Annotated in this window: 23 protein-coding genes; 11 read left to right on the top strand and 12 right to left on the bottom strand. The window is 40.5% G+C overall.

Annotation, left to right across the window (positions count from 1 at the left end; genetic code table 11):
• On the top strand, positions 1 to 393 hold the full coding sequence (locus EV579_RS04635; RefSeq protein WP_024425732.1) for a hypothetical protein: 393 nt from the start codon (positions 1 to 3) through the stop codon (positions 391 to 393).
• On the opposite strand, the gene crcB (EV579_RS04630) is transcribed toward EV579_RS04635, so the two are convergent.
• Genes crcB (EV579_RS04630) through EV579_RS04620 form a run of 3 tightly spaced genes read right to left on the bottom strand, consistent with a single transcriptional unit; the run spans position 390 to position 1870 of the window.
• Positions 390 to 752, bottom strand: coding sequence for a fluoride efflux transporter CrcB (crcB, locus tag EV579_RS04630; RefSeq protein ID WP_087976965.1), 363 nt, complete (start codon positions 750 to 752; stop codon positions 390 to 392). The two genes, EV579_RS04635 and crcB (EV579_RS04630), sit on opposite strands and share 4 nt — an antisense overlap.
• Positions 753 to 1148 (bottom strand): fluoride efflux transporter CrcB, encoded by a 396-nt coding sequence (gene crcB / locus EV579_RS04625; protein WP_133744033.1) that lies wholly within the window; start codon positions 1146 to 1148, stop codon positions 753 to 755.
• Positions 1149 to 1153: 5 nt separating this feature from the next.
• Complete coding sequence (locus EV579_RS04620; RefSeq protein ID WP_103132130.1) at positions 1154 to 1870, bottom strand: glycerophosphodiester phosphodiesterase; 717 nt, start codon at positions 1868 to 1870, stop codon at positions 1154 to 1156.
• 305 nt (positions 1871 to 2175) lie between these two features.
• Between EV579_RS04620 and EV579_RS04615 the strand changes: the two genes are divergently transcribed.
• From EV579_RS04615 to EV579_RS04605, 3 genes are all read left to right on the top strand, one after another.
• Positions 2176 to 2277 carry a YhdX family protein gene (locus tag EV579_RS04615; RefSeq protein WP_017360338.1) on the top strand — a complete coding sequence of 34 codons (102 nt, stop codon included), beginning with the start codon at positions 2176 to 2178 and terminating at the stop codon, positions 2275 to 2277.
• A 164-nt stretch (positions 2278 to 2441) separates the two neighbouring features.
• Positions 2442 to 3530: a mechanosensitive ion channel family protein gene (locus tag EV579_RS04610; RefSeq protein ID WP_024425736.1), complete on the top strand. Its 1089-nt coding sequence runs from the start codon at positions 2442 to 2444 to the stop codon at positions 3528 to 3530.
• A 29-nt stretch (positions 3531 to 3559) separates the two neighbouring features.
• Positions 3560 to 4291, top strand: a complete 732-nt coding sequence (locus EV579_RS04605; RefSeq protein WP_370880876.1) for an NAD-dependent protein deacylase — start codon at positions 3560 to 3562, stop codon at positions 4289 to 4291.
• A 40-nt stretch (positions 4292 to 4331) separates the two neighbouring features.
• Here the strand turns inward: EV579_RS04605 and EV579_RS04600 are convergent, their stop codons facing one another.
• Positions 4332 to 5186: a polysaccharide deacetylase family protein gene (locus EV579_RS04600; protein WP_024425738.1), complete on the bottom strand. Its 855-nt coding sequence runs from the start codon at positions 5184 to 5186 to the stop codon at positions 4332 to 4334.
• A 296-nt stretch (positions 5187 to 5482) separates the two neighbouring features.
• On the opposite strand from EV579_RS04600, the gene dat reads away from it, so the two are divergent.
• Complete coding sequence (gene dat / locus EV579_RS04595; protein WP_133744032.1) at positions 5483 to 6340, top strand: D-amino-acid transaminase; 858 nt, start codon at positions 5483 to 5485, stop codon at positions 6338 to 6340.
• 46 nt (positions 6341 to 6386) lie between these two features.
• Here the strand turns inward: dat and EV579_RS04590 are convergent, their stop codons facing one another.
• The gene (locus EV579_RS04590) at positions 6387 to 6893 is read right to left on the bottom strand and encodes a universal stress protein (RefSeq protein ID WP_024425740.1); all 507 of its coding nucleotides are present in this window, start codon (positions 6891 to 6893) and stop codon (positions 6387 to 6389) included.
• Positions 6894 to 7449: 556 nt separating this feature from the next.
• Between EV579_RS04590 and bmrC the strand changes: the two genes are divergently transcribed.
• The gene (gene bmrC, locus EV579_RS04585) at positions 7450 to 9207 is read left to right on the top strand and encodes a multidrug ABC transporter ATP-binding protein BmrC (RefSeq protein ID WP_073204526.1); all 1758 of its coding nucleotides are present in this window, start codon (positions 7450 to 7452) and stop codon (positions 9205 to 9207) included.
• Positions 9204 to 11219 carry an ABC transporter ATP-binding protein gene (locus EV579_RS04580; protein ID WP_044333755.1) on the top strand — a complete coding sequence of 672 codons (2016 nt, stop codon included), beginning with the start codon at positions 9204 to 9206 and terminating at the stop codon, positions 11217 to 11219. The genes bmrC and EV579_RS04580 overlap by 4 nt, the downstream gene beginning before the upstream one ends.
• 117 nt (positions 11220 to 11336) lie before the next feature.
• Here EV579_RS04580 and EV579_RS04575 read toward each other — a convergent pair whose 3' ends face one another.
• From EV579_RS04575 to EV579_RS04545, 7 genes are all read right to left on the bottom strand, one after another.
• Positions 11337 to 11954, bottom strand: coding sequence for an NAD(P)-dependent oxidoreductase (locus EV579_RS04575; protein WP_073204529.1), 618 nt, complete (start codon positions 11952 to 11954; stop codon positions 11337 to 11339).
• Positions 11955 to 12239: 285 nt separating this feature from the next.
• Positions 12240 to 12443, bottom strand: a complete 204-nt coding sequence (locus EV579_RS04570) for an alpha/beta-type small acid-soluble spore protein (RefSeq protein ID WP_024425744.1) — start codon at positions 12441 to 12443, stop codon at positions 12240 to 12242.
• A 235-nt stretch (positions 12444 to 12678) separates the two neighbouring features.
• Complete coding sequence (locus EV579_RS04565; protein WP_024425745.1) at positions 12679 to 13785, bottom strand: ABC transporter ATP-binding protein; 1107 nt, start codon at positions 13783 to 13785, stop codon at positions 12679 to 12681.
• A 144-nt stretch (positions 13786 to 13929) separates the two neighbouring features.
• Positions 13930 to 14805 carry a helix-turn-helix domain-containing protein gene (locus tag EV579_RS04560; protein ID WP_133744031.1) on the bottom strand — a complete coding sequence of 292 codons (876 nt, stop codon included), beginning with the start codon at positions 14803 to 14805 and terminating at the stop codon, positions 13930 to 13932.
• 20 nt (positions 14806 to 14825) lie between these two features.
• Entirely contained in the window at positions 14826 to 15035 is a 210-nt protein-coding gene (locus tag EV579_RS04555) for a YheE family protein (protein ID WP_003211787.1), read from the bottom strand.
• A gap of 152 nt (positions 15036 to 15187) precedes the next feature.
• Complete coding sequence (locus EV579_RS04550; protein ID WP_133744030.1) at positions 15188 to 16546, bottom strand: YheC/YheD family endospore coat-associated protein; 1359 nt, start codon at positions 16544 to 16546, stop codon at positions 15188 to 15190.
• Positions 16503 to 17615 (bottom strand): YheC/YheD family protein, encoded by a 1113-nt coding sequence (locus EV579_RS04545; protein ID WP_133744029.1) that lies wholly within the window; start codon positions 17613 to 17615, stop codon positions 16503 to 16505. The genes EV579_RS04550 and EV579_RS04545 overlap by 44 nt, the downstream gene beginning before the upstream one ends.
• Positions 17616 to 17828: 213 nt before the next feature.
• On the opposite strand from EV579_RS04545, the gene EV579_RS04540 reads away from it, so the two are divergent.
• From EV579_RS04540 to EV579_RS04525, 4 genes are all read left to right on the top strand, one after another.
• Positions 17829 to 18962 carry a DUF445 domain-containing protein gene (locus tag EV579_RS04540; RefSeq protein WP_133744028.1) on the top strand — a complete coding sequence of 378 codons (1134 nt, stop codon included), beginning with the start codon at positions 17829 to 17831 and terminating at the stop codon, positions 18960 to 18962.
• A 121-nt stretch (positions 18963 to 19083) separates the two neighbouring features.
• Complete coding sequence (locus tag EV579_RS04535; protein WP_024425750.1) at positions 19084 to 19440, top strand: YlbF/YmcA family competence regulator; 357 nt, start codon at positions 19084 to 19086, stop codon at positions 19438 to 19440.
• A 451-nt stretch (positions 19441 to 19891) separates the two neighbouring features.
• Positions 19892 to 20758, top strand: a complete 867-nt coding sequence (locus tag EV579_RS04530) for a Cof-type HAD-IIB family hydrolase (RefSeq protein ID WP_039177545.1) — start codon at positions 19892 to 19894, stop codon at positions 20756 to 20758.
• Positions 20759 to 20871: 113 nt separating this feature from the next.
• Positions 20872 to 22371, top strand: a complete 1500-nt coding sequence (locus EV579_RS04525; RefSeq protein ID WP_044333738.1) for a coproporphyrinogen III oxidase — start codon at positions 20872 to 20874, stop codon at positions 22369 to 22371.
• Positions 22372 to 22400: the final 29 nt, after the last annotated feature.

The raw sequence follows: 22400 nt of genomic DNA, 5'->3' as shown, positions 1-22400 counted from the left end.
ATGCTTTGGTATGAAACAGCAAGTATCACGGAGAAAAAAACCTCAATGAAACGAATTGAGTTTCATTTAAAGAATTTCAAAAATTATCAAGCAGCAATCTTAAACATCGAAAGGCAGCTTGAAAAAAGAAGCCCGCATCATCTCGACCACATGACACGGAAAAAGTTAGAAGAGCAAAAAAATCAGTATGAACTCATCGTTGCTTGTATTGAAACGGCATTAAAAGAGTTGGACGAAATAGAGCAGCAGCTCATCGATTACAAATATTTTCGAGATTGGCGGATGGCAAAGTGTGCAATGGAAATTGGCTATAGTGAAAAAACACTCTTTTTGATGAAGCGCCAGCTGATGGATCAGCTGCTCATCAGCTTAGCCGCTATTACCAATATTTAAAGATGCTGTCCTATTTGATAAAACGCAGCAAAGAGACATAAAGACCCGATGATTGTGACCAATAAGTAGACAGCAAGTTGTCCAATTTGCCGCTCTTGCAGCATGGACGCAGCCTCTACACTAAATGTAGAGAAGGTTGTAAAACCACCGAAAAACCCAGTACCAATGATCATTAGCAGCGGATCACTGTCAGTCACTGCACCTGTCAGTAAACCTAAACCGGCAGCGCCGAGTAAGTTGATGAGAATAATACTATACGGGAAACGAGTATGAAACTTGGTTTTCTGAATCGATTGACTGAGGAAAAAACGAAGGGCACTGCCTATCCCGCCGGCAACAGCTGTATAAAATACAATCATTTATCTGCTTCCTTTCGGCTGCTCATCTTGTTGAAAGAGGCGCTGAGCGGTGATCAGTCCACATAGGGCAGCGCCCACTCCAGCAATCACTGAGAGTAGAATGTACATGATACTTGATGTGAACAGTCCATCCTGTAATAAGAGAACCGTTTCTTTAGAAAAAGTGGACATTGTCGTAAAACCACCGCAAAATCCTGTTCCGATCAAAGCAGCAAGATATTTCTTTCCTTTCCGAAACATAAAATAACCTGTTGAAAAGCCAAGAAGCAGACTGCCTGTCATGTTTTCAATCAGTGTTGCATAGGGGAATGTCTGGCTGACAACGGATTGGCTAAGTACATATCTGCAAAGAGTACCAACCAATCCACCGATAAATACGGCGAGATATGCTTTCATTTACATCATTTCTCCTTTAGAAAAAATGGCGGGTGATCCGTCACCACTCCATCAATGGGGTATGTTTTCATCCTGTCGGCTGTTTTTTGATCTTTCACTGTCCATATAAAGACATCCATTCCAAATGAGTGGATGCGATCAATCCACCATCTGTTGATCATTGTTTTCTTCATATTAAGGCAATCCGCAAAGGAGCTGTACTCCGCTAATTTCCTTTTCGTCAGTTTGAAGGCAGAGGGTTTTATAATAAAAGCTGTTCGAAGAGAAGGGGCGTAAGCTTTGACTCTTTGAAGTGCATTGGCATCAAAAGATTGAACCATGAGGTGACGAGAATAGGCAAACCGGTTGATGATGTCGACAACTGCCTTTTCAATCCCAATCTGCCGTTTTGGATGCTTGATCTCAATCAGTATCCCGACACGCTGACTGTATCTTTCAAGAATTTCCTGTAAGGTGGGAATTCGTTCGTTGGCGTACTGAGAATCAAACCAGCTTCCTGCATCCAGTTTCTTCAGCCGATCAAGTGTATAACCTTTCACTAAACCGCTTCCGTTACTCGTTCGATCAACAGTATCATCATGGATGACGGCTACGTGCTGATCCATTGTCAGCTGGACGTCCAACTCAATATAATCCGCACCCTGCTGAACGGCTAAATCAAATGCGGCGATTGTATTTTCTGGGGCAGCGCTTGAAGACCCTCTATGCGCGATAATATACACATGCTCCAGCTCCTGACATAAGTTCTGGTCTTATCATATCAAATTTTTGCTGTTTTTCCTTCTTTACTATATGGTACGAGGGAGAGCTGTATGTAATGGAACATGGCATATGGTGAGTAAGCATCGTGTATGAAAGGTGAAAAGTTGCAGGAATATCCCAAGCTCTTATTGAGTAAATCTGAACTACATCATTTTTTCTTCGATCAATTTTGTCCAAATCGTCAGCGTTCGTCAAAATATTAGTGCTTTCGTCATGTTGACTGAAAATTCTGATGTTTTATAATGATGAAAAGGAGGCGAGATGATTGGGTAAAGGGAGAATTAGAGTGGAAGAACGTATTAAGGCCGAAACGGATGCTGAAATGTTTAAAGCGACTCTCCTTGATCAGGCTCAGAAGAAAAAGTAGTTTGCTGCCCGTCGATATGTCTCTAGCCAAAATTTCATATTTGAACTTCATGCCTCGGGATCAGTCCCGAGGCTTTTTATGTAGAGGTCAGACATTTAAGAGAGGACATGAACGAAGGTTATATTATAAACTAGAGAGGATTGTTTTAAAGGAGAGAGACAGACATGTTTACACAAAAATGGATGGATACATATTTTACAGTAGATATTGCGATCCAAATTGGTATTAGCCTTTGTATTTTATTGCTCTTTTTATTGCTTCGGAAAGTATTTACGAAGTATTTATTTCAGCTTCTGTTTAGGCTGACGAATCGGTCTAAAACGGAGGTCATTAACCAAATTGTTGTGGCATTTGAAAAACCAGCCAGGCTGTTTTTCGTGGCACTTGGTTTATATTTTGCGTTAAGACAGGCGCCATACTTTGAGCATCATATGGATGTCATCATTAAATTGTATAGATCTTCTATTATATTGATGCTGACGTGGGGGCTTTGTAATTTAACCGCTGCATCTTCTTTCTTGTTTCAAAAGGTCAATTCGAAATTTGAATTAGATATGGATGATATTTTAGCACCATTTTTATCAAAGGTACTTCGCTTCATTATTATTGCACTGAGTATTAGTGTCATTGCACAAGAATTTAATTATGACGTAAATGGACTTGTGGCAGGTCTCGGTCTAGGTGGTCTAGCCTTTGCGCTCGCCGCTCAGGATACAGTGGCTAACTTTTTTGGAGGGATTGTCATCATTACAGAGAAGCCTTTTACGATGGGCGACTTTGTGGAGACACCAAGTGTTCTTGGGACTGTGGAGGACATTACATTTCGAAGTACAAGGTTTCGAACACCTGCTGAAGCCGTCGTGACCGTTCCGAATTCTACGCTTTCAAAGGAGCCAATCACAAACTGGACAAGAATGAATAAACGTCAGATTACGTTTTCTGTTCGCGTTTCCTACAATACACCAAAGGAAAACATTGATCAGTGTATTAAGCGTCTCAAACAGATGCTACACGAGCATGATGGGGTGCATAAAGAGACGATTATGGTAAATCTCGATGTACTGGCAGACAGCTATTTGAACTTGTTTTTCAACTTTTACACAAACACGACAGCTTGGTCTGAAAACCTTGATATTAAGCAGGATATTAACTATCGCATCATAGATATTTTCCACGAGGAAGGCGTAGAATTTGCTTTCCCTGGTCAGGCCATTTATATGAAACAAAAAGGTGAGAAGCAGCTGGGTGAATAAAGGAGGAATGGTGCGTGGACCAAACAAAGGTGGATGTGTTAAGAGAGAAATTATCGCAGGCTTCACATATCACAGTACTCTCAGGTGCAGGTATGAGTACAGAATCGGGTATTCCTGATTTTAGATCAACGGGTGGTCTGTGGACAGAAGATACTTCCCGCATGGAGGCGATGAGCCGATCCTACTTTTTATCAAATCCTCATCAATTCTGGCCGAAATTTAAGGAATTGTTTCAGATGAAAATGAGTGGAGAATACGAGCCAAACAGCGGGCACACCTTTTTAGCCAGCCTTGAGAAACAAGGGAAGCATGTGGATATTTTTACCCAAAATATTGACGGTCTTCATAAAAAGGCGGGAAGCCAGCATGTATATGAACTCCATGGCTCCATTCAAACGGCCACTTGTCCATCGTGTCAGGCGGTATATGATCTGCCTTATTTATTAAAAGAAGAGGTGCCGGTCTGTCAAAGGGTTTCCTCAGACGGCAGTACGTGTGGACGTGTGCTAAAAACAGATGTTGTCCTATTTGGCGATATGGTCAAACATTTAGATCAAGTGGAGACATCACTTCAGAAAACGGACATGCTGCTCGTCATGGGGACCTCTCTAGAAGTAGCGCCAGCAAGATATATTCCAGAGGATGCAGCTCATGATCCTTCCATCTTCATGGTGATGATGAATTTGAGTGAAACAGAATTCGATCCGCTTTTTGATCTTGTCTTTCATGAGCGAATTGGCGATCTCGTGAAAGCTTTATAAATCATTAAAAAACCCGCATCCTAAAGGTGCGGGTTTTACTTTATTGCTGCAGCGGCTTCATTGTTTCATCAAGGACTTCAAATGTATAACCCTTTGCCTTTAGCTGCGTAATTAAGCTGCTTAAGTATTTTGCCGTCGCCGGCTGATCATGCATTAAGATGATTTTTGGTTCTTTTGGATATTTTGTCTCCAGCACTTGCAGCTGATTTAATACCTCTGGTACATATTTTGAGCTTTTATATTTCCAGTCAAGACTGTCAATGGTCCAGTCCCAGTAGACAAAGCCTTTTTGTTTTAAACGTGCTTTTTGCTGATCGGTTAAATTTGGGGTGCTGCCATAAGGTGTTCTCACAAGATGGGTATACTCACCTGTGACAGAAGCCAAAATGCGCTGATCTTCCTTCATCTCGTTAACAGGAGAATCTTTTTTTTGATAAAAGCGTTTCACATCATGGGTGATGCCATGAAGCCCTAATTGATGACCTTCTTGATGGAGCCTTTTCACAGCTGCCGGGTGTTCTTTAATCTGCGGTCCGAGCATAAAGAATGTGGCTTTCACTTGATGCGCTTTTAGCACATCTAACAGCTGATTTGAAGTCGCTGATGGACCATCATCAAAGGTTAAAAAGATCGTTTGATCCGTTATATGTTTATCTGAATTGATCTTAAAATGTGCATCTAATGTTTTCCGAGAAGCATCTTTTGCTTTCATACTAGTGCTTGTGTCTCTAAATTGACTGCTCGCAGATAATTTCGCCGGCTGATCTGCTGCCTGCATATTGGTTTTGGACATATCCCAAATAAAAAAGAGGATCAGTGTCAGGATGACAAAACCAATCGCCTTTGAGAGCAGCATTGTGTTTGAAGGTGTCTGTTTTTTTTTAACCCGTTGCATTACAATCGCTCCAATAAATCAAAAATTTGTGTCGAATCATGTAGTGGATTCTGTCTTTTTTCGCTGTTTTTTGTCGTGTTTATATGGAGTAAGTATACAGGAAAAAAGAGCCTATGAATATAGAAGATGCTAAAAAATTGGAATCTTTTTGGTTATCAATCTATATTTGTTACAATGAAAGGTTATCCATTTCATATGATGTGAAATAATTCTGAATAATCATTGAAACGAACCCATTTATCCGCTAAGATAGCATCAGATTCAACCATTATTGCAAAGCGAAGGGGAGATTCCATATGAAAATATTGTACAATGGAGATTTCATTGAAAAAAAGGATGCACATATTGATATTGAGGACAGAGGCTATCAATTTGGTGACGGAGTCTATGAGGTCATCCGTGTATACAATGGTACTTTGTTTACGTTAAAGGAACATACAGAGCGTCTGTTCAAGAGTGCAAAGGAAATTGGCATTCATCTGCAAGGTACAGTATCAGATATGGAAGAAAAGTTACAACAGCTCGTCGCTCACAATCAATTAACAGATGGCGGTGTGTATATTCAAGTCACGCGGGGTGTCGCCCCTCGTAAACATCAATATAGTGATTCTCTTACTCCTCAAATCACGGCATATACGTTCCAGGTGAAAAAGCCTGTTCAAGAGCAGAAAGCTGGTGCAAAGGCCATATTATCTGAGGATCTTCGCTGGTTAAGGTGTGATATCAAAAGCTTAAACCTTTTATATAACATCATGGAAAAGCAGAAAGCATCTGAAGCGGGTGCGTTTGAAGCAATCCTGATAAGAGACGGTTTTGTGACCGAGGGAACCTCCTCGAATGTATATGCCGTGATTGATGGCGTGATTCGTACTCATCCTGCAAACAATCTCATTTTAAACGGCATTACTCGTAGAAAGCTGCTGGAGGTATGTGAGGAAGAAGGGTGTACTGTTGAAGAAACTCGTATAAGCAAAGAAGAACTGCTGCGCGCTCAGGAAATCTTCATCAGCTCGACGACAGCTGAAGTCATTCCGATTGTTGAAATAGATGGCGAGCCAGTAGGGGAAGGCGTTCCAGGCAAGCTGACAAAGCGCGTACAGGTAGGCTTTCAGCAAAAAATTAACCATGAAAGTGAAGCATCGATCTCTTCATAAATAAAAAAAGGCTGTAAACTAATGTTTACAGCCTTTTGTGATGCATTTATTTCACAATAAGCACAGGTATATCTGATTTTGTTGATAACTTTTCACTCACACTGCCAAACAGCATTTTTTTCAATCTGCTTTGGTCACGTGCTCCCATGACGATGAGGTCTGCTGATATTTCCTCCGCATATTCGATAATCGCTTCCGCTGGTTCTCCCTCTACAATTTCAATGGCAGCCTCAAACTGCTCCTCATTTAAAAGCATTCTTGCTTCCGCAACGACCTCTTCTGTATGGTCTTCAAAAATCAAGGGACTTTGCTGTTCATCATGAGGTACATATACAGGGGGTGTTTGAAGATCTGCCGTACCGCCGCCGATATAAGCTCCGCCAGTCATTGGGCGCGGCACATCAAACACCTGTCTGTCTGTTTTGCCATCATGTGCATAGGTAACGGTCAGCTTGGCATGTAAGGTTTTAGCTAAAGCGATTGCCTTTTTTAATGCTTTCTTACTGTCTTCATGTCCATCAAACGCAACGACCATCCGATCAGCTTGAAACAATGTCCTCATTCCTTTCAAAAGGAGTCTTTACACTCATGGTATACCCGTTAATAGAAAAAGATACACATGAAGGAGAATGATTTTTGTTAGAAAATTTCATTTATTGAAAAATATTTATTGACAAAATAGTGACAGCCACTATAAGATAAAAAAAGATTCAAGAGCCAAAAGGAGGAAATGTCATGTGCAACATTGGAAGAATGAAATCAAACTGCATGAATGGGTTGATTCACGTGACAATTACACCTTCATTGGTCATGGAAAAGGAACTCGTCTGTTCCAATTGATCGGATGAATCAAGGCGTATGTTGCGTATTTGTCAACATGCGCCTTTTTACATGACGAAAAGAGGCGTACCAGCAAGCTGGTGGCCTCTTTTTTTGTTGAATTCATTTCGCATTTCGAAATAAAGGGATGAAAAACAACAAGTAAATGAAGAGGAGTGAAAGCATGTGAACAAGCCAAAATCAAGACAAATGACAAAAGCTCAAAAAACGAAACAAGGTGACTTGCAGGAAAATTTAGAAAGCGGCTAGCTTGAAAAGGAGAGACAAACATGTTTTCAGTATTTGCGAAATTAGGCTGGTTCTTTAAACAAGAGTGGAGGCGTTATACGATTGCTATTACGCTCCTGCTCATTGTGAATGTGCTTGAAATGCTACCGCCAAGATACCTTGGCCAGGCAGTTGATGACATTCGTTCTGGTCAATTTACAACATCCAGTATTGTGTTTTATGTGACCATTTTTTGCTTACTAGGTGTCGTCGTCTATACACTTACATATTTTTGGATGTATCAGTTATTTGGCGGCGCAAATGTCATGGAGCGTGTGATGCGTGGGAAACTGATGCGCCACTTGCTTAAGATGACGCCTACCTTTTATGAAAAGAAAAAAACGGGCAACTTAATGGCATTAGGTACAAACGACTTGAATGCTGTGGCCTTAACAACAGGCTTTGGCGTTCTGACCTTGGTTGATTCCACTGCTTATATGCTGATGATCTTCTTTACGATGGGGCTGACGATTAGCTGGAAATTAACCTTAATGGCGATTATTCCTATGCCGCTGATGGCGCTCTTGATTGCGTTTTATGGAAGCAAAATCCATGAGCGCTTTACAGTCGCTCAAGATGCATTTGGTGATATGAACGATCGCGTTCTTGAATCAGTGGCAGGTGTCCGGGTCATTCGGTCTTTTGTGCAGGAGAAACAAGATGTCGAACGCTTTCGAGAAATGACAGATGATGTATTTCAAAAAAACATGCGAGTAGCGATCATTGATTCTTTGTTTGAGCCGACAGTGAAATTACTTGTGGGGATCAGCTACTTAATCGGAATCGGCTACGGAGCATACCTCGTGTTCCAAAGTGATTTAACCATTGGGGAGCTTGTTGCATTTAACGTCTATCTTGGCATGATGATCTGGCCAATGTTTGCGATCGGCGAATTGATTAATATTATGCAAAGAGGAAATGCGTCGTTAGACCGGTTGAATCATACACTCAGCTACAAGCCGGACGTAACAGATGCTGCTCAGCCGAAAACGTTACAAGAGCCTGGAGATATTGACTTTGATCATGTGACATTCAGATATCCAACCTCATCTAAAGATAATCTCATTGATGTGTCCTTTACCGTTCGAAAAGGGCAGACAATTGGGATTACAGGCAAAACGGGAAGCGGCAAAACGACCATTGTCAAACAGCTTCTGCGCCAGTACCCGGCAGGTGATGGGCAAATCTTGCTATCAGGTGTTCCGATCCAAGACATTGAATTAGATCAGTTATTTCAATGGATCGGATACGTACCGCAGGATCATATACTTTTCTCAAAAAGCGTGGAACAGAATATGCGCTTTGGTCATCGGGACGCGAAACAAGATGAGTTAGCACAAGCAATCAAAGATGCTTACTTTGAAAAGGATTTACGCCTTTTGCCAGAGGGTCTGGAAACCATGGTTGGGGAAAAAGGTGTGGCGCTGTCAGGCGGACAAAAACAGCGAATATCCATTGCACGTGCTTTATTAATTGATCCAGACATTTTAATTCTGGATGACTCATTGTCTGCGGTAGATGCAAAAACAGAAACCGCTATCCTAGAAAATCTAAGACAAAACCGTCATGGCAAAACGACGTTTATTACAACTCATCGCCTATCAGCTGTTGAACATGCCGATCTCATTCTTGTCATGGAAGAAGGACGCATTGTCCAAAAGGGCACCCACAACGAGCTCATCCAGCAGGATGGGTGGTACAAAGAACAATTTTTGCGTCAGCAGCTAACAAATCAGCTGGAAGGAGGGGATGAGGCATGACAACAGGAAGAAGACTCCTTGCCTACGCACTCCTATATAAGAAAGTATTGTCTGTTGCCTTAATCTTTCTAATGATTGCAGTTGGTGCTGAGCTGACAGGGCCGTTTATTGGGAAGAAAATGATTGATGATCATATTTTAGGTGTAGAAAAACCGTATGTCGAGGTCAATGAAAAGACAGACAAAACCGTTTATTACCAGGGAAATAACTATATACGAAGCGATCGATTAAATAATGGAATGGATTCTGGAAAGCAAATCAATGTAGTGCAAGTCGGGTTCGGTTACTATTTTGTAAATGAGCCGATTCGTTTTGATGGAAACAGAAAAATATCGGGAGATCAGCTCACCATTGATAATGGGAACGAGCGTGAAACCTATGAGGTAAAGCGTTTATCAAAAGAGGAGATTTTCGCTTTTTATCAGCCAGAAATCAGTGGTTTGGTGCAGCTTGTTCTATTTTATCTAGGACTGCTCATCGTTGCGATTTTCTTTCAGTATGGGCAGCATTATTTGCTCCAGAGGATTGCAAATCGAATTATTCAAAAAATGAGGGTAGATGTATTTGAGCACATCCAAACGCTGCCGATCCGATATTTTGATAATTTACCGGCTGGAAAGGTTGTCGCGAGGATTACAAATGACACGGAAACCATTCGTGATTTATATGTAACAGTCCTTGCAAATTTCGTGACAAGTGCTATTTACATGATTGGGATTTACATTGCCATGTTTTTATTAAATGTGAAGCTGGCACTCATCTGTTTGGTCGCAGTACCGATTATTTTCCTATGGTCGATGACTTATAGAAAGTTTGCATCGGTGTACAATCACCGCATTCGTTCGATCATCAGTGAAATCAATGCCAAACTAAATGAAGCCATTCAAGGGATGACAATCATTCAAGCCTTTCGTCATGAAAAAGCGACGCAAGAGGAATTTGATGAGCTGAACAACAATCACTTTCGATATCAGCGAAAGATGCTGCATTTAAATTCACTTCTTTCACATAACTTGGTTAACCTGCTGCGAAATTTAGCATATGTCGCACTCATTTGGTATTTTGGCGGTGCGTCGCTAAGTGCGACAGGCATTGTGTCCATTGGTGTGCTCTATGCGTTTGTCGATTATTTAAATCGATTGTTCCAGCCGATTACAGGCATTGTGAATCAGTTCTCTAGGTTGGAATTAGCAAGGGTTTCATCAGAAAGGGTTTTCCGATTATTAGATGAACCAGGAACAGAAGTGGAAGAACCTGTTCAGAAGAAGCTGGAGGGACACGTTCAGTTCAAAGATGTCACCTTTGCTTATAATGAAGGGAAAAATGTCTTAAAGAACATTACGTTTGAAGCGAAGAAAGGTCAAACGGTTGCACTTGTGGGGCATACTGGTTCTGGGAAAAGCTCGATCATGAACTTGCTGCTGCGTTTTTATGACATTCAGCAAGGAGACATTCTCATAGATGGCGAAAGCATTTATGATCAGTCGCGCCAAACGCTGCGTAAACAAATGGGCATTGTGCTGCAAGACCCGTATTTATTTTCTGGAACGATTGCTTCCAATGTGAGCTTAGGAAATGAAGACATCAAAAGAGAAACGATTGAATCCTCATTAAAGCAAGTAGGTGCCGCAGAGTTATTGAAGCACCTGCCAGAAGGCTTTGATGAACCAGTCGTTGAAAAGGGAAGCACCCTTTCCTCAGGGGAACGTCAGTTGATTTCATTTGCGCGCGCATTGGCATACGATCCAGCGATTTTAATTTTAGATGAAGCCACCGCGAACATTGATACAGAAACAGAAGCGATCATTCAGCGGGCGCTTGATGTAGTTAAAGAAGGACGAACGACTTTTGTGATCGCTCACCGATTATCCACTATTAAAAAAGCCGATATGATCTTGGTGTTAGAAAAAGGTGAAATCGTCGAGCGTGGCAGTCATGAACAACTCATGCAGCAAGAAGGGCTGTATGCACAAATGTATGAACTGCAAAAAGGTGCTGTTGCAAACAGCTGATGAATAGTAGAAAAAAAGAGCCTCATTCAATTGGAAGAGGCTCTTTCCTTTGCATGAAAAAGTCGAGGGTCCTGTCCTCGACTTTTACTGGTTATATTGTTTGGACAGGCAACATCATCAATAAGCGATGCCGACGCGTTGATGTACAAACTCCTTCGAATTTAACTGCTGATATAAAAAGTGTGCGGTATCTTCAACTGAAATTTTCTTTCCATCTATAGGGAGAAAATCTTTCTCATAGCGATATGACCGTGTCACTTCTCCATCTGGTAAATAGGTTGGACAAATAATGGTCCAATCTAGATCAGTCGATTGAAGGATTTCAAACGCTTTCGCATGCTCTTTAGCTGCTCGGGAAGTGGTCCGCTTTGATTCATTTGTTTCAAAACGGTAAAGCTCCGGCTGCTGCCTTGCTTTTAAAATACCTGCTGTACCAATTGTAATAATTCTTGATGTATTTGTTTGCTTCATGGCTTGTACGATATGCTCCATTGAAACAGATAATGTATCATCACCATCTGTTGATAGACAGCTTACAACAATATCTGCTCCTTTGATTGTCTCAAGCACATCTTCTCGATTTCTTGAATTGCCGGTGACTTGAAACATACCCGCAAGCATTTCTTCTCGGTTTGTCCGAATCAATGAACGAACCATGTAACGTTCATCTACTTGAACGAAACGAAGAAATGCTTGTCCTACACGTCCATGAGCACCGAAAAGAGCTATTTTCATCTGTTCGATCCCTCCACTACATACTATAAGTGAAAAGAACCCAAATTGGTACAACTTTTATGTGATGCTTTTTTTATAAAGATGAAAGGACCGAATACTATGAGCATATTCACATAATAGAGAGATCCCTACAAATTGTAAAAGTTCAAAGTTCATACCAGAAAAAATGTCCATGAAGATCCGCTCCTTTCTACTACATGATATGAGCTGAAAGGAATTTGGTGAGGGATAAAAACAAAAAAAGAAGACACCATAAGAGGTGCCTTCTATGATCCAGATATGAAATTAAGCTTTTGTTCCGCCAAGGTTTTGTTGAGCGAAAGACACAAGACGTTTTGTAATTTCTCCACCAACTGAACCGTTAGCACGAGATGTTGTTTCTGCTCCAAGATTTACACCAAATTCAGAAGCGATTTCGTATTTCATTTGATCGATCGCTTGCTCTGCTCCAGGAACTAGTAATTGGTTTGAACTATTAGAATTAGCCATGATGTGATTCTCCTTTTTGTATATGATTTGTTTTTTTGGTTGGGTTTGCTGGAATCGCACCAGCGAAATGATCAAGTCATTTGCCACTTGGCGAAACCCAATGCAGTAACTGCTTTGTACTAAGTATTATGGTTATTTCCGAAAAAAACATACGAAAAAAGAACATGGTAAATGTTGTGTTAACATACAAAAACCATCACCCAATGATGAGTGATGGTGCTGCTTATATATCTTTTTATTCTGCTGAGCGAATGCGCAGCTCTGTATCCGAATCAAAGAAATGGGCTTTGTTCATATTAATCGCAAGAGGGATAGACTGTCCGGCCTGTACATCGGTACGAGAATCAACACGTGCAATAAACGATTGACCATCGATAGAAGAATAAAGCATCGTTTCTGCCCCCATTAATTCAGCTACTTCTACGTCAGCATGAATTTTTGTGCCTTCAGACGCCTCTATAAATACTGGTTCATCGTGAAAATCTTCTGGTCTGATGCCTAAAATGACATCCTTTCCAATATAGCCTTGGCTGCGTAATACTTTCATTTTTCCTTCTGGTACACGAATATGAGTTTTTCCAACCGCAATGGCACCGTCAGAGAGCTTTCCTGTAAAAAAGTTCATCGCAGGTGAGCCGATAAATCCACCTACAAACACATTCTCTGGGTTTTCATATACATCTTTCGGAGCTCCTACCTGCTGAATAAAACCATCTTTCATGACAACAAGGCGTGTTGCCATTGTCATGGCTTCAGTCTGATCATGTGTCACATAGATAAATGTCGTTTGCAGACGCTGATGAAGCTTAGAAATTTCAGCACGCATCTGAACACGGAGTTTTGCATCTAAATTAGAAAGCGGTTCATCCAAAAGAAAAACCTTTGCATCACGTACAATCGCTCTGCCAAGTGCAACACGCTGTCTTTGACCTCCAGACAGTGCTTTTGGTTTCCTGTCTAAATATTGCTCAAGCCCTAATATTTTAGCGGCATTTCGAACCCGCTCATCAATTTCTGCTTTTGGAAACTTCCGAAGCTTTAATCCAAAAGCCATATTATCGTACACATTCATATGAGGATATAATGCATAGTTTTGGAAAACCATTGCGATATCCCGGTCTTTCGGCGCTACATCATTCATCCGTTTTCCATCTAACAGAAAGTCTCCTTGTGATATTTCTTCTAGACCTGCAATCATGCGAAGGGTTGTTGATTTTCCGCAGCCTGATGGACCAACAAACACAATAAATTCTTTATCTTCTATATGTAGATTAAAGTTGTCTACTGCTGTTACCTTGTTATCGTATACTTTATAAATTTGATTGAGCATCATTTCAGCCATTAGATGTCAGCCTCCCCAGTCCCTCTTTTTTTGAAAGCGCTTTACTAGTAAATAAAGTGTATAAAATGAGGAAGAGTCTGTAAATGGACAACGTGCACAACATCCTATTTTCATTTTTGGGCAGGGTGCTCATGTCTTCATTCTTTATGAAAGATCGAGTAGAGTCATCATCAAATAAGCAGCGGATGCTTCTGGAAAATGTCGTATATCTAGCCCAGTGCGCTCAATAAATTTATCAATTCGATATTGAAGACTGTTTCTGTGAACATATAACGCTTTAGCTGCCTTGGATGCGTTTAAATTACATTGCATATAGGTCATAAGAGTTCGGTAAACATCCCGGTCAAAGACCGCTTCTTTAAAAGCATCTGAAATAGCATGAGAGAGTGCGGATGCATCATAACAAATGAACGAAGGCAGGCATTGATAAAATGTGGCAGCCCCTGATCTAAGCTTTTCTTGCTGCATATGGTATAAAAATAGCTGTTGTTCATTTAATAACCTCATCTGTAAATGGTCATTTGGCAAATGCAGCTGTCCTTGTATAAAGACTGAGTCTGTTAAAAAATCACTTGTAATAGCCAGAGACAAATCATTTAACTGATCTAATTGACTGTTTTCTGATGTGGCATTTGGTTGAATCAGCATAGCTGTTTCAGGGCCTGTCCATATGAAATGAGTATGTTCGAGGCTGTTATTCACAGCCTCTTTTATTTGCTGTCTTTGTTCTTCTTGATGGATCATTTGAAAATAATAAACACGGACGGGATGTTGGACAGTTAGTGGTTTGTTTTCAAAAAGATAGCTGAACCATTTTTGTTCATCCTCGGTCTGCGCTTTTTGAAATAGATCAATTGGTGTAAGAAAAGAGTTGAGAAGGAGTGTTTCTCTTTCTGAAAGCTCCGATTTGTTTACTCCAAATATTTCACCTTCGTCTGTTTGATACCAAAGAAATTGTTTGTCATGAGTAGGTGTGCTGATGATATGGTCTCCGTAAACAAGTTTTAATTTTTCTAACATGGCGGGGCTCCTTAAACAGTTTAATCATAGACATGGAACAGCATTAATTCGTGGATTTCTTCTTTTAAAGTTGGTTCTACTTCATGGGGCGGAAGCTGAGAGCCCCATTCAATGTCACCTGTTTTGTGGTAGATGCCTTCATAGTGTGCACCATTGTGGAAAAAGGATATTTTCCAGCCTGGCAATTGTGCTTTCTTAAAAAGGGGTTTCCATTGAAAATGAGAAATCATATCATCATTGCCTCCTTGCTTTTATTGATGAAACAATAAACAAACACGACAACACGGAAACAACCTTGAACTTGATTTCATTGTATCTCATCTCATGAAAAGAGCATAGAAAAAGCATAGATTTAAGAGCACTGACATGTGACAAAAAAGCGTCAGTAGACGTTCGCGTGATCTGAAGTGGTGAGTGCCGTTTTTGAAAGGTAAGATGCGTAATCCATGATTCTTTTTCCAATCAGCCATTCTGATTTTTTCAAAGAGACATGCTGGAAAATCTCTCGGCCAGGGCGAGAATTTGCTTCGAACATCCAAATTGCACCTGTTTGATCAATGCCTAAGTCAAAACCGATTTCACCAATATGCCCGGTCATTTTTTTATCTATCACCTGGCTAAGCATGATGGCAGTATGAGAAAGCTGCTGTAAAATCTGCAAACGTTTCTTTTCTTCTGGAAAGACAGCATAAAGTGTTTTCACCGTTCCCCCGTGTAACTGGTGAGTCGTGATGGTATGATCTCCAGAAACCTTTGCTGCTGCTGCTGTGACTGTCCAATCACCTTCTTTATTTTTATTCGTATGAACTCTGAAATCCATCGGTTGATTGTCTATTTGAAGAAGCTCAATGCCTTGTTGTGCAATAAAATCATGAATTGTATGATCCTTTCGCAGCCTTTGAACAAACTGATCTATTGAATCATATGGAATAGAATTTCCGAAATTTGAGAATACAGTGATTCCGTCGTTTTCCTTTTTTAACTGATAAATCCCGTCTCCATGACTTCCTTTTGTTGGTTTTAAGTATATAACTTGATGCAGATGGAGGAGTGTTTCAATTTTACTAAGAGCGTCCACGGGATCTAATTGTACAGAATGTGGGAGAAAGGACCATGTTTTTTCATCTGTTAATAGCTGTTCATGAATCTCCCATTTATTAAAAAAGTAAGGGTTGAACCAAGGGATATCATAGTCTTGGGTGAGTTTTCGCTTCGTTTCTTGAATGAGTGCCGACTGAGCTGCTTTTCTATTTGGAAGCCGGTCATAAATGACTGACGGCAGGGGAAGCTGTTTTTTAACCCATGAATCTTCGTGGTACAACAGTCCTTCTACAATTCCTTTTTCCCAATCAATAGAATGTGACCCAAAAAGATAGGCAAAACCAGGATGCTGCCTGAAAGAGTGCAGCAGTTTGATAAAAAATTCTGATCTCGTTCCTAATGGCTGTGTACTTTGCTCAAAACCTGCAGTGAAAATGCCCATCAACGGCCCTATAAAAAGTGTATGGTCAATAATGATCACATCAGCTTTTGATTGGTAAGGAATCAGTAAACCTCTGTATAGATCTTCAGATAATAAAATTTTATTTGGATGCTGATGATAGGAAATGTTGAAGCCATCTACTAAACGAGACCCTAGAGCAAGAGAATAGATGGCATCTTTCTGTTTATAATGGACGGGAAGATGAATTGTTTTTTCACTTGTGAGGTGTGGGGCGATGATGCAACGCTTTCTGTTCATAAGAAACCTCCTTCGGTTGAGACTTTATCGATTGCGCATGTTCAAGAATGATACGAATCAATTCGTGTTCCTTCTCAGGATAAACATTTAAAAAAGCGGACCGCCCTGGCTTTGATCTGATATTTGATATGAAAAGTCTGCCTTCACTTGTATGAAGTAAGTCTACTGCGAATTCAAAGCAAGGAGAGTAAGTTTTAACTATATAAGCTGGGATTGATGCCTGAATGGATGCAATATCATCTAAAAGGAGTTCCTTGATGTGTGGCTGCAATGTATTTAGATAGTGTTCAAAGCCTATCACAGGAGCTGATTTTTGTGTATGACTTAAAAGACAATTTTCTGCAGGTGATTTTGTGTGAATTCCCATGCGTTTCCATTGATTTTGTGAATCTTTCATAAGGAAAATCTTGATTTCATTGAATAAAATTTCTTTTTGATCATTCGTGTTGAAAAATTGAAGGAAATACCGGCCTGCATATTTTTTGCACCAGCGCTCCAGATCTGACGTACGAGAAAATGTAATGGTTTGATTGGAACTTAGTTGAACAGTAAATGTTGATTTGCCATCAAAGGAAATGAAGTAAGTAGATGCTGCATGCTGATGGGAGAGAGGCTGCATTCTACAATAACCGCCAGCGCCGTACTCCCCTATCATATTGATCAGGTCTGAGGGCTCTTTTAATAAAAAGCAGCCAGGTAAATATGGCTGTGAAGCAGAGAGGAGACGGAGCTGCTCAAATAGCACCATTTTATTTGAAATACCGGTATTCAAAAAATCTGTTTTTGGATATTTTTTTAGCCATTCCATGATGGGTTTTGCTTTTTTAGATTGTGCGTCATGCCGATAAAGACATCGGTCATAAATCAAGTCGGGAATCGGAAATTGTGCGTCAGCAAACCCTTGGCCATTCGTATATGTTTGGCCTTGTATCAAATTTGAAGCCGGCTTTAAATCAAATGGTGTAAAACGAACAACCTTTAAACGATAAGAAGAGGCAGCTTTGGCGAGCTGCCGTGTGAATGCCTCTTCATACTGCGGAGAAAGGCTCGCAATACCTAATGTTGTCATTAAAAAACACCTTCTTTTCAACTTCTTTTTTTACCATCAAAAAACATTTTTTTATGATTTTACATAAAGCTTACGCTCCTTTATCATTACGACAGATCGCTTGATCATATGTCTCGCTGCATGCTTCATTTGCTTGGGAACTTGACAACAACTATAATACGTATAGATCAAAACAATAAACCTCGGGTGTTGTTTGAAAGGTAGATGACGACTTTGAATATATTCACAACGTTTATCTTTATGATTGTTATCGGCGCAGTCATAGGAGCAGCGACAAACCATCTTGCAATTAAAATGCTTTTTCGGCCTTATAAGCCATATTACTTATTCGGAAAACAGCTTCCATTTACACCAGGGCTTATTCCTAAAAGAAGAGACGAAGTAGCCAAGCAGGTTGGTGTCATGGTTATGGAGCATTTGCTCACGCCAGAAGGTATTCAAAGGCGATTTGAATCATCGGAGGCAAAGCAGGAGATCCTGCGTACATTCCATCGATATATTGACAAAGGCGCAAATATGGAGATCACCGTATTCTCACTGCTAGAAAAATTCGGCTTTTCACAGGCTGATGTCAAAGCAGATAGATGGCTCCATCAGTGGTCTGACCAGAAGCTCGCTTCATTGCTTGAAACATATAACGAGCAAACTTTATCTGAATTGCTCCCGGTAGAAGTGGAAACCAAAATATCATCAAAAATTCCAGATGCAGCAGATTATATTTTAAAGAGAGGCATTCATTATTTTGAAAGTGATGAAGGCAAAGCCAGGCTTGGCAATATGATTGATGATTTCTTAAAAGAACGGGGAATGCTTGGCAGTATGGTCCAAATGTTTCTAGGGAATTCAAGCTTAATTGACCGTGTGCATCCAGAAATTATCAAGTTCTTAAGAAATGCAGAAACAAAAAGATTTTTAGCAGATTTACTTGTTCAAGAATGGGACAAGGTGAAGCAATTTTCTCTTTATGAGCTTGATGAAAAATGGAATGTGAAGGAACTTATTTTTAGTGTGAAAAATCAATTGCTTTCTCATTTTTCTACAAAGCTGATATTAGACAAACCAGTTGGAACATATGTCAGTGCTGTAGCGGATGACCTTAAAACACATTTTGCGCCAGTGTTGATTGATAAGGGGATCGAAGCGGCTTCAAATGCTTTAGAGAGTCTGCTTGCAAAGCTGCAATTTGAAGATATCATTCGTGAACAAATTGAACTTTTCCCGCTTGAAAAAATGGAAGAGCTTGTAGTCAGCATCTCTAATAAGGAGCTGAAGATGATCACATTTCTAGGCGGTCTTTTAGGCGGGATGATTGGTGCTATCCAGGCTGTTTTTGTGGCGCTATTCTAAGACAAGCTATAGAAATTTTAATGAATTCATTGTATATATGTGAAACGAAAGCCATAGTTTGTTATAGTGGAGTGGTGTCCGCCGATCATATCGGTGATAACGGATAGAAAGGAGACATAACATGTCTGTAAATCTTTATGATGTTGCATATGACCTTGAAAAAGCATTGCGTCATAGCGAAGAATATTCAACTTTAAGAAATCTTTATGATGAGGTAAACGCGGATGAGTCCTCTAAAAGAATGTTTGAGAACTTCCGTGACATTCAAGTAAACCTTCAACAAAAACAAATGACTGGTCAAGAGATCACACAAGAAGAAGTGGAGCAAGCTCAAAAAACAGTTGCTCTTGTTCAGCAGCACGACAAAATCTCTCAGTTGATGGAAGCAGAACAACGTGTGAGTGTTCTTATCGGTGAATTAAATAAAATTATCATGAAGCCACTTGAAGAGCTTTATGGGAATCCAGAAGAAAACTAATGGAAAGGGCGATGTCATTCGCCCTTTTTTGTTTTATCTTTTCTCCTCAATATCTTTTAAAAAAAGGTTGTCGAAGCACATAAATTCTGCGATAATACTTATATTGAAAGTGCTTTCAAAAGGCGCTCTCAAGGGACAATTGGGTGCGTTTCACTTGGGATTTATGGCGTTGAGCCAAACGAGAGAGAAGCGCTTCTGGGAGAAACGCAAAGCATCATAAGGGGATCTGATATAAGCAATGCTTTGGTGTGTAAATGATAAGGGGATCATGGGGAGCTTCATCACTCCATTGTAACGCATCCAAACCATACATAAAAAAAAGCCTAGGGGTAGGCTTTTTTTATTTATCCATCTATTCATAACCTGGGGCTCTTTCAACTGCATGTTCTAAAGCACCAAGCTAGGGCATATCCTCATCGTAAGTACAGTCATCAAGAAGGGGGATGCCTCAGTGTCAAAAAAACTACTTGCACTCAATATAGATGGGACGTTACTTCGTTCCAATGGTAAAATCCATTCTGCTACAAAAGAAGCTGTGGAATATGTAAAGAAAAAAGGGGTTTACGTGACGATTGTCACCAACCGGCATTTTCGTTCCGCTCAAAAAATTGCCAAGGCGTTGAAGATTCCAACATCAACCCTTGTGACGCATAGTGGTGCATTTATCGCCGATAAACTCGATGAGCCGCTTCATGTGAAAAAATTAACGGAAGAAAAGACATTTAATCTTGTGCAAATCCTTGAAAGCTTTGATTGTAATGTCCGCTTGCTGCATGAAAAATTCTCGATCGGCAACCGGAAAAAAACGCAGTCTCAGCTGATGGGAAAGACGCTCATTCATCCGTCTGATCCCATTTTCTATCCCGTCCAATTTGTTGAATCTTTAAGTGATATGCTGATGGATGAACCAGTCAGTACTCCAGTGATTGAAGTATATTCGACCGCGGAGCTTCAGCCTGAGATTCACAGGACCATTCAACAAGCATTCCCATCTGTTGATCTTATTAGGATCAGTGATGAGAAAATGAATATTGTATGCAAAGGGGTTTCGAAGGAAGCGGGACTTTCTCTTTTAACCTCTGCACTCGGTTTTACTTTAGAAGATACGGTTGTCATTGGTCATGGAACAGATGACATTCCAATGCTTGAATTGGCTGGTTTAGGCGTTGCTATGGGAAATGCCCCCAATGATGTCAAGCGTAAAGCCGATTGGGTGACGCGCTCGCATGATGAACAGGGTGTGGCTTATATGATCAAGGAATACTTTAGGATGCAGCAAAGAGAAGGATTTTTACATCAATTCGATATTAAACGATAATACAGTGAAGGCCCTGTCAATCGAGAAATGACAGGGCCTTCGTCTGTTCCCTTCATTGCTTTTCCTACATGAATTTTGTAAAATGAAACAAGTTTGAAGATAAAGGTGATATGATGCGAATTTTAATTAAAGGGCTGTCAGATGAACGATTTCATCGCCCGCTTGTCAATATAGCCAATTTATTTGAAGAAGATAGTGAAGTGATGTTTGAACCAAGTGAACTGGATGATGGTTTGATCATGGAATTTAGCTGGAAGGAAGAAAATGGCATGGTGGAAGCATCTGGTCATATCGATGGATCAGACATCACCAGTCGTTTTTCGCGGGATGTTCCAGAGAGCTTGAACGATAAGGAGCGCTGGAAACAAATCAAAAACACAGTGCTGTCTGTTTATTTACACTTGCTTCAGGAGCACACAGGAATGACACAAAAGTGGGGGATTCTCACAGGAATACGTCCGACGAAATTGCTTCATAAGATGCTGAGAGAGGGCATGTCAAAGGAAGATGCACATGCGGCGTTAAAGCGTGATTACTTGATTCATGATGAAAAAATCAATTTGATGCAGGAGATTGTCGATCGTCAGCTTAAAGCCATTCCAGATCTGTATGACCTTCAGCAGGAAGTGAGTATTTATATTGGCATTCCTTTCTGCCCCACAAAATGTGCTTACTGCACGTTCCCTGCTTACGCCATTAAAGGACAAGCTGGCAGAGTGGGAACGTTTTTGTTTGGTCTGCATTATGAAATGCAAAAAATGGGCGCATGGCTAAAAGAACACGGGATCAAAGTGACGACCGTTTACTTTGGCGGAGGCACGCCAACGAGCATCACAGCGGAAGAAATGGACTTGCTGTATGAAGAAATGTATCGCTCGTTCCCTGATGTGAAGCATATACGGGAAGTGACTGTCGAAGCAGGGCGTCCTGATACGATTTCCCCTGATAAGCTAGAGGTGCTAAACCGCTACAATATTGACCGGATTAGCATTAACCCGCAATCGTATGAGAATGAAACACTAAAGGCTATTGGCAGGCATCATAGTGTGGAAGAAACGATTGAAAAGTATCACTTATCAAGACAGTACGGCATGAATAATATCAATATGGACTTAATCATTGGATTGCCGGGAGAAGGGCTCAAAGAATTTCAGCACTCCTTGCAGCAGACTAAAGAGCTCAAGCCTGAATCTTTAACCGTGCATACACTCTCCTTTAAAAGAGCATCTGAAATGACGCGCAATAAGGAGAAATACCAAGTAGCAGACCGAGAAGAAATCACGCGTATGATGGATGAAGCGGTCTCTTGGACGAAAGCACATCAATATCACCCGTATTATTTATATAGACAAAAAAATATTTTGGGAAATCTCGAAAATGTCGGGTATTCATTAGATGGACAGGAAAGTTTGTATAATATCATTATCATGGAAGAAGTACAGACAATCATTGGCATTGGATGCGGTGCAGCAAGTAAATTCATTGATCCACGATCAGGAAAAATTACGCAGTATGCCAATCCAAAAGATCCAAAATCGTATAATGACCGGTATGAACAATATACAGAAGAGAAAATTCAATTCCTTGAATCATTATTTATTTCTCACGTTTAAACACTGCGATGACGCAGTGTTTTTTTCAT

Origin of the sequence: Bacillus sp. BK450 (genome assembly GCF_004364885.1) — a bacterium.
Lineage (GTDB): Bacteria > Bacillota > Bacilli > Bacillales > Bacillaceae > Bacillus > Bacillus safensis.
Note: the sequence above shows the minus strand (reverse complement) of the source record. Positions and strands in the feature narration are given on the sequence as shown.

Bases quoted from the DNA above. Each gene is read 5' to 3' on its own strand.
- EV579_RS04635 (WP_024425732.1), top strand. From the start codon at position 1: ATGCTTTGGTATGAAACAGCAAGTATCACGGAGAAAAAAACCTCAATG.
- crcB (WP_087976965.1), bottom strand. From the start codon at position 752: ATGATTGTATTTTATACAGCTGTTGCCGGCGGGATAGGCAGTGCCCTT.
- crcB (WP_133744033.1), bottom strand. From the start codon at position 1,148: ATGAAAGCATATCTCGCCGTATTTATCGGTGGATTGGTTGGTACTCTT.
- EV579_RS04610 (WP_024425736.1), top strand. From the start codon at position 2,442: ATGTTTACACAAAAATGGATGGATACATATTTTACAGTAGATATTGCG.
- EV579_RS04600 (WP_024425738.1), bottom strand. From the start codon at position 5,186: ATGCAACGGGTTAAAAAAAAACAGACACCTTCAAACACAATGCTGCTC.
- dat (WP_133744032.1), top strand. From the start codon at position 5,483: ATGAAAATATTGTACAATGGAGATTTCATTGAAAAAAAGGATGCACAT.
- bmrC (WP_073204526.1), top strand. From the start codon at position 7,450: ATGTTTTCAGTATTTGCGAAATTAGGCTGGTTCTTTAAACAAGAGTGG.
- EV579_RS04580 (WP_044333755.1), top strand. From the start codon at position 9,204: ATGACAACAGGAAGAAGACTCCTTGCCTACGCACTCCTATATAAGAAA.
- EV579_RS04575 (WP_073204529.1), bottom strand. From the start codon at position 11,954: ATGAAAATAGCTCTTTTCGGTGCTCATGGACGTGTAGGACAAGCATTT.
- EV579_RS04570 (WP_024425744.1), bottom strand. From the start codon at position 12,443: ATGGCTAATTCTAATAGTTCAAACCAATTACTAGTTCCTGGAGCAGAG.
- EV579_RS04565 (WP_024425745.1), bottom strand. From the start codon at position 13,785: ATGGCTGAAATGATGCTCAATCAAATTTATAAAGTATACGATAACAAG.
- EV579_RS04560 (WP_133744031.1), bottom strand. From the start codon at position 14,805: ATGTTAGAAAAATTAAAACTTGTTTACGGAGACCATATCATCAGCACA.
- EV579_RS04555 (WP_003211787.1), bottom strand. From the start codon at position 15,035: ATGATTTCTCATTTTCAATGGAAACCCCTTTTTAAGAAAGCACAATTG.
- EV579_RS04550 (WP_133744030.1), bottom strand. From the start codon at position 16,546: ATGAACAGAAAGCGTTGCATCATCGCCCCACACCTCACAAGTGAAAAA.
- EV579_RS04545 (WP_133744029.1), bottom strand. From the start codon at position 17,615: ATGACAACATTAGGTATTGCGAGCCTTTCTCCGCAGTATGAAGAGGCA.
- EV579_RS04535 (WP_024425750.1), top strand. From the start codon at position 19,084: ATGTCTGTAAATCTTTATGATGTTGCATATGACCTTGAAAAAGCATTG.
- EV579_RS04525 (WP_044333738.1), top strand. From the start codon at position 20,872: ATGCGAATTTTAATTAAAGGGCTGTCAGATGAACGATTTCATCGCCCG.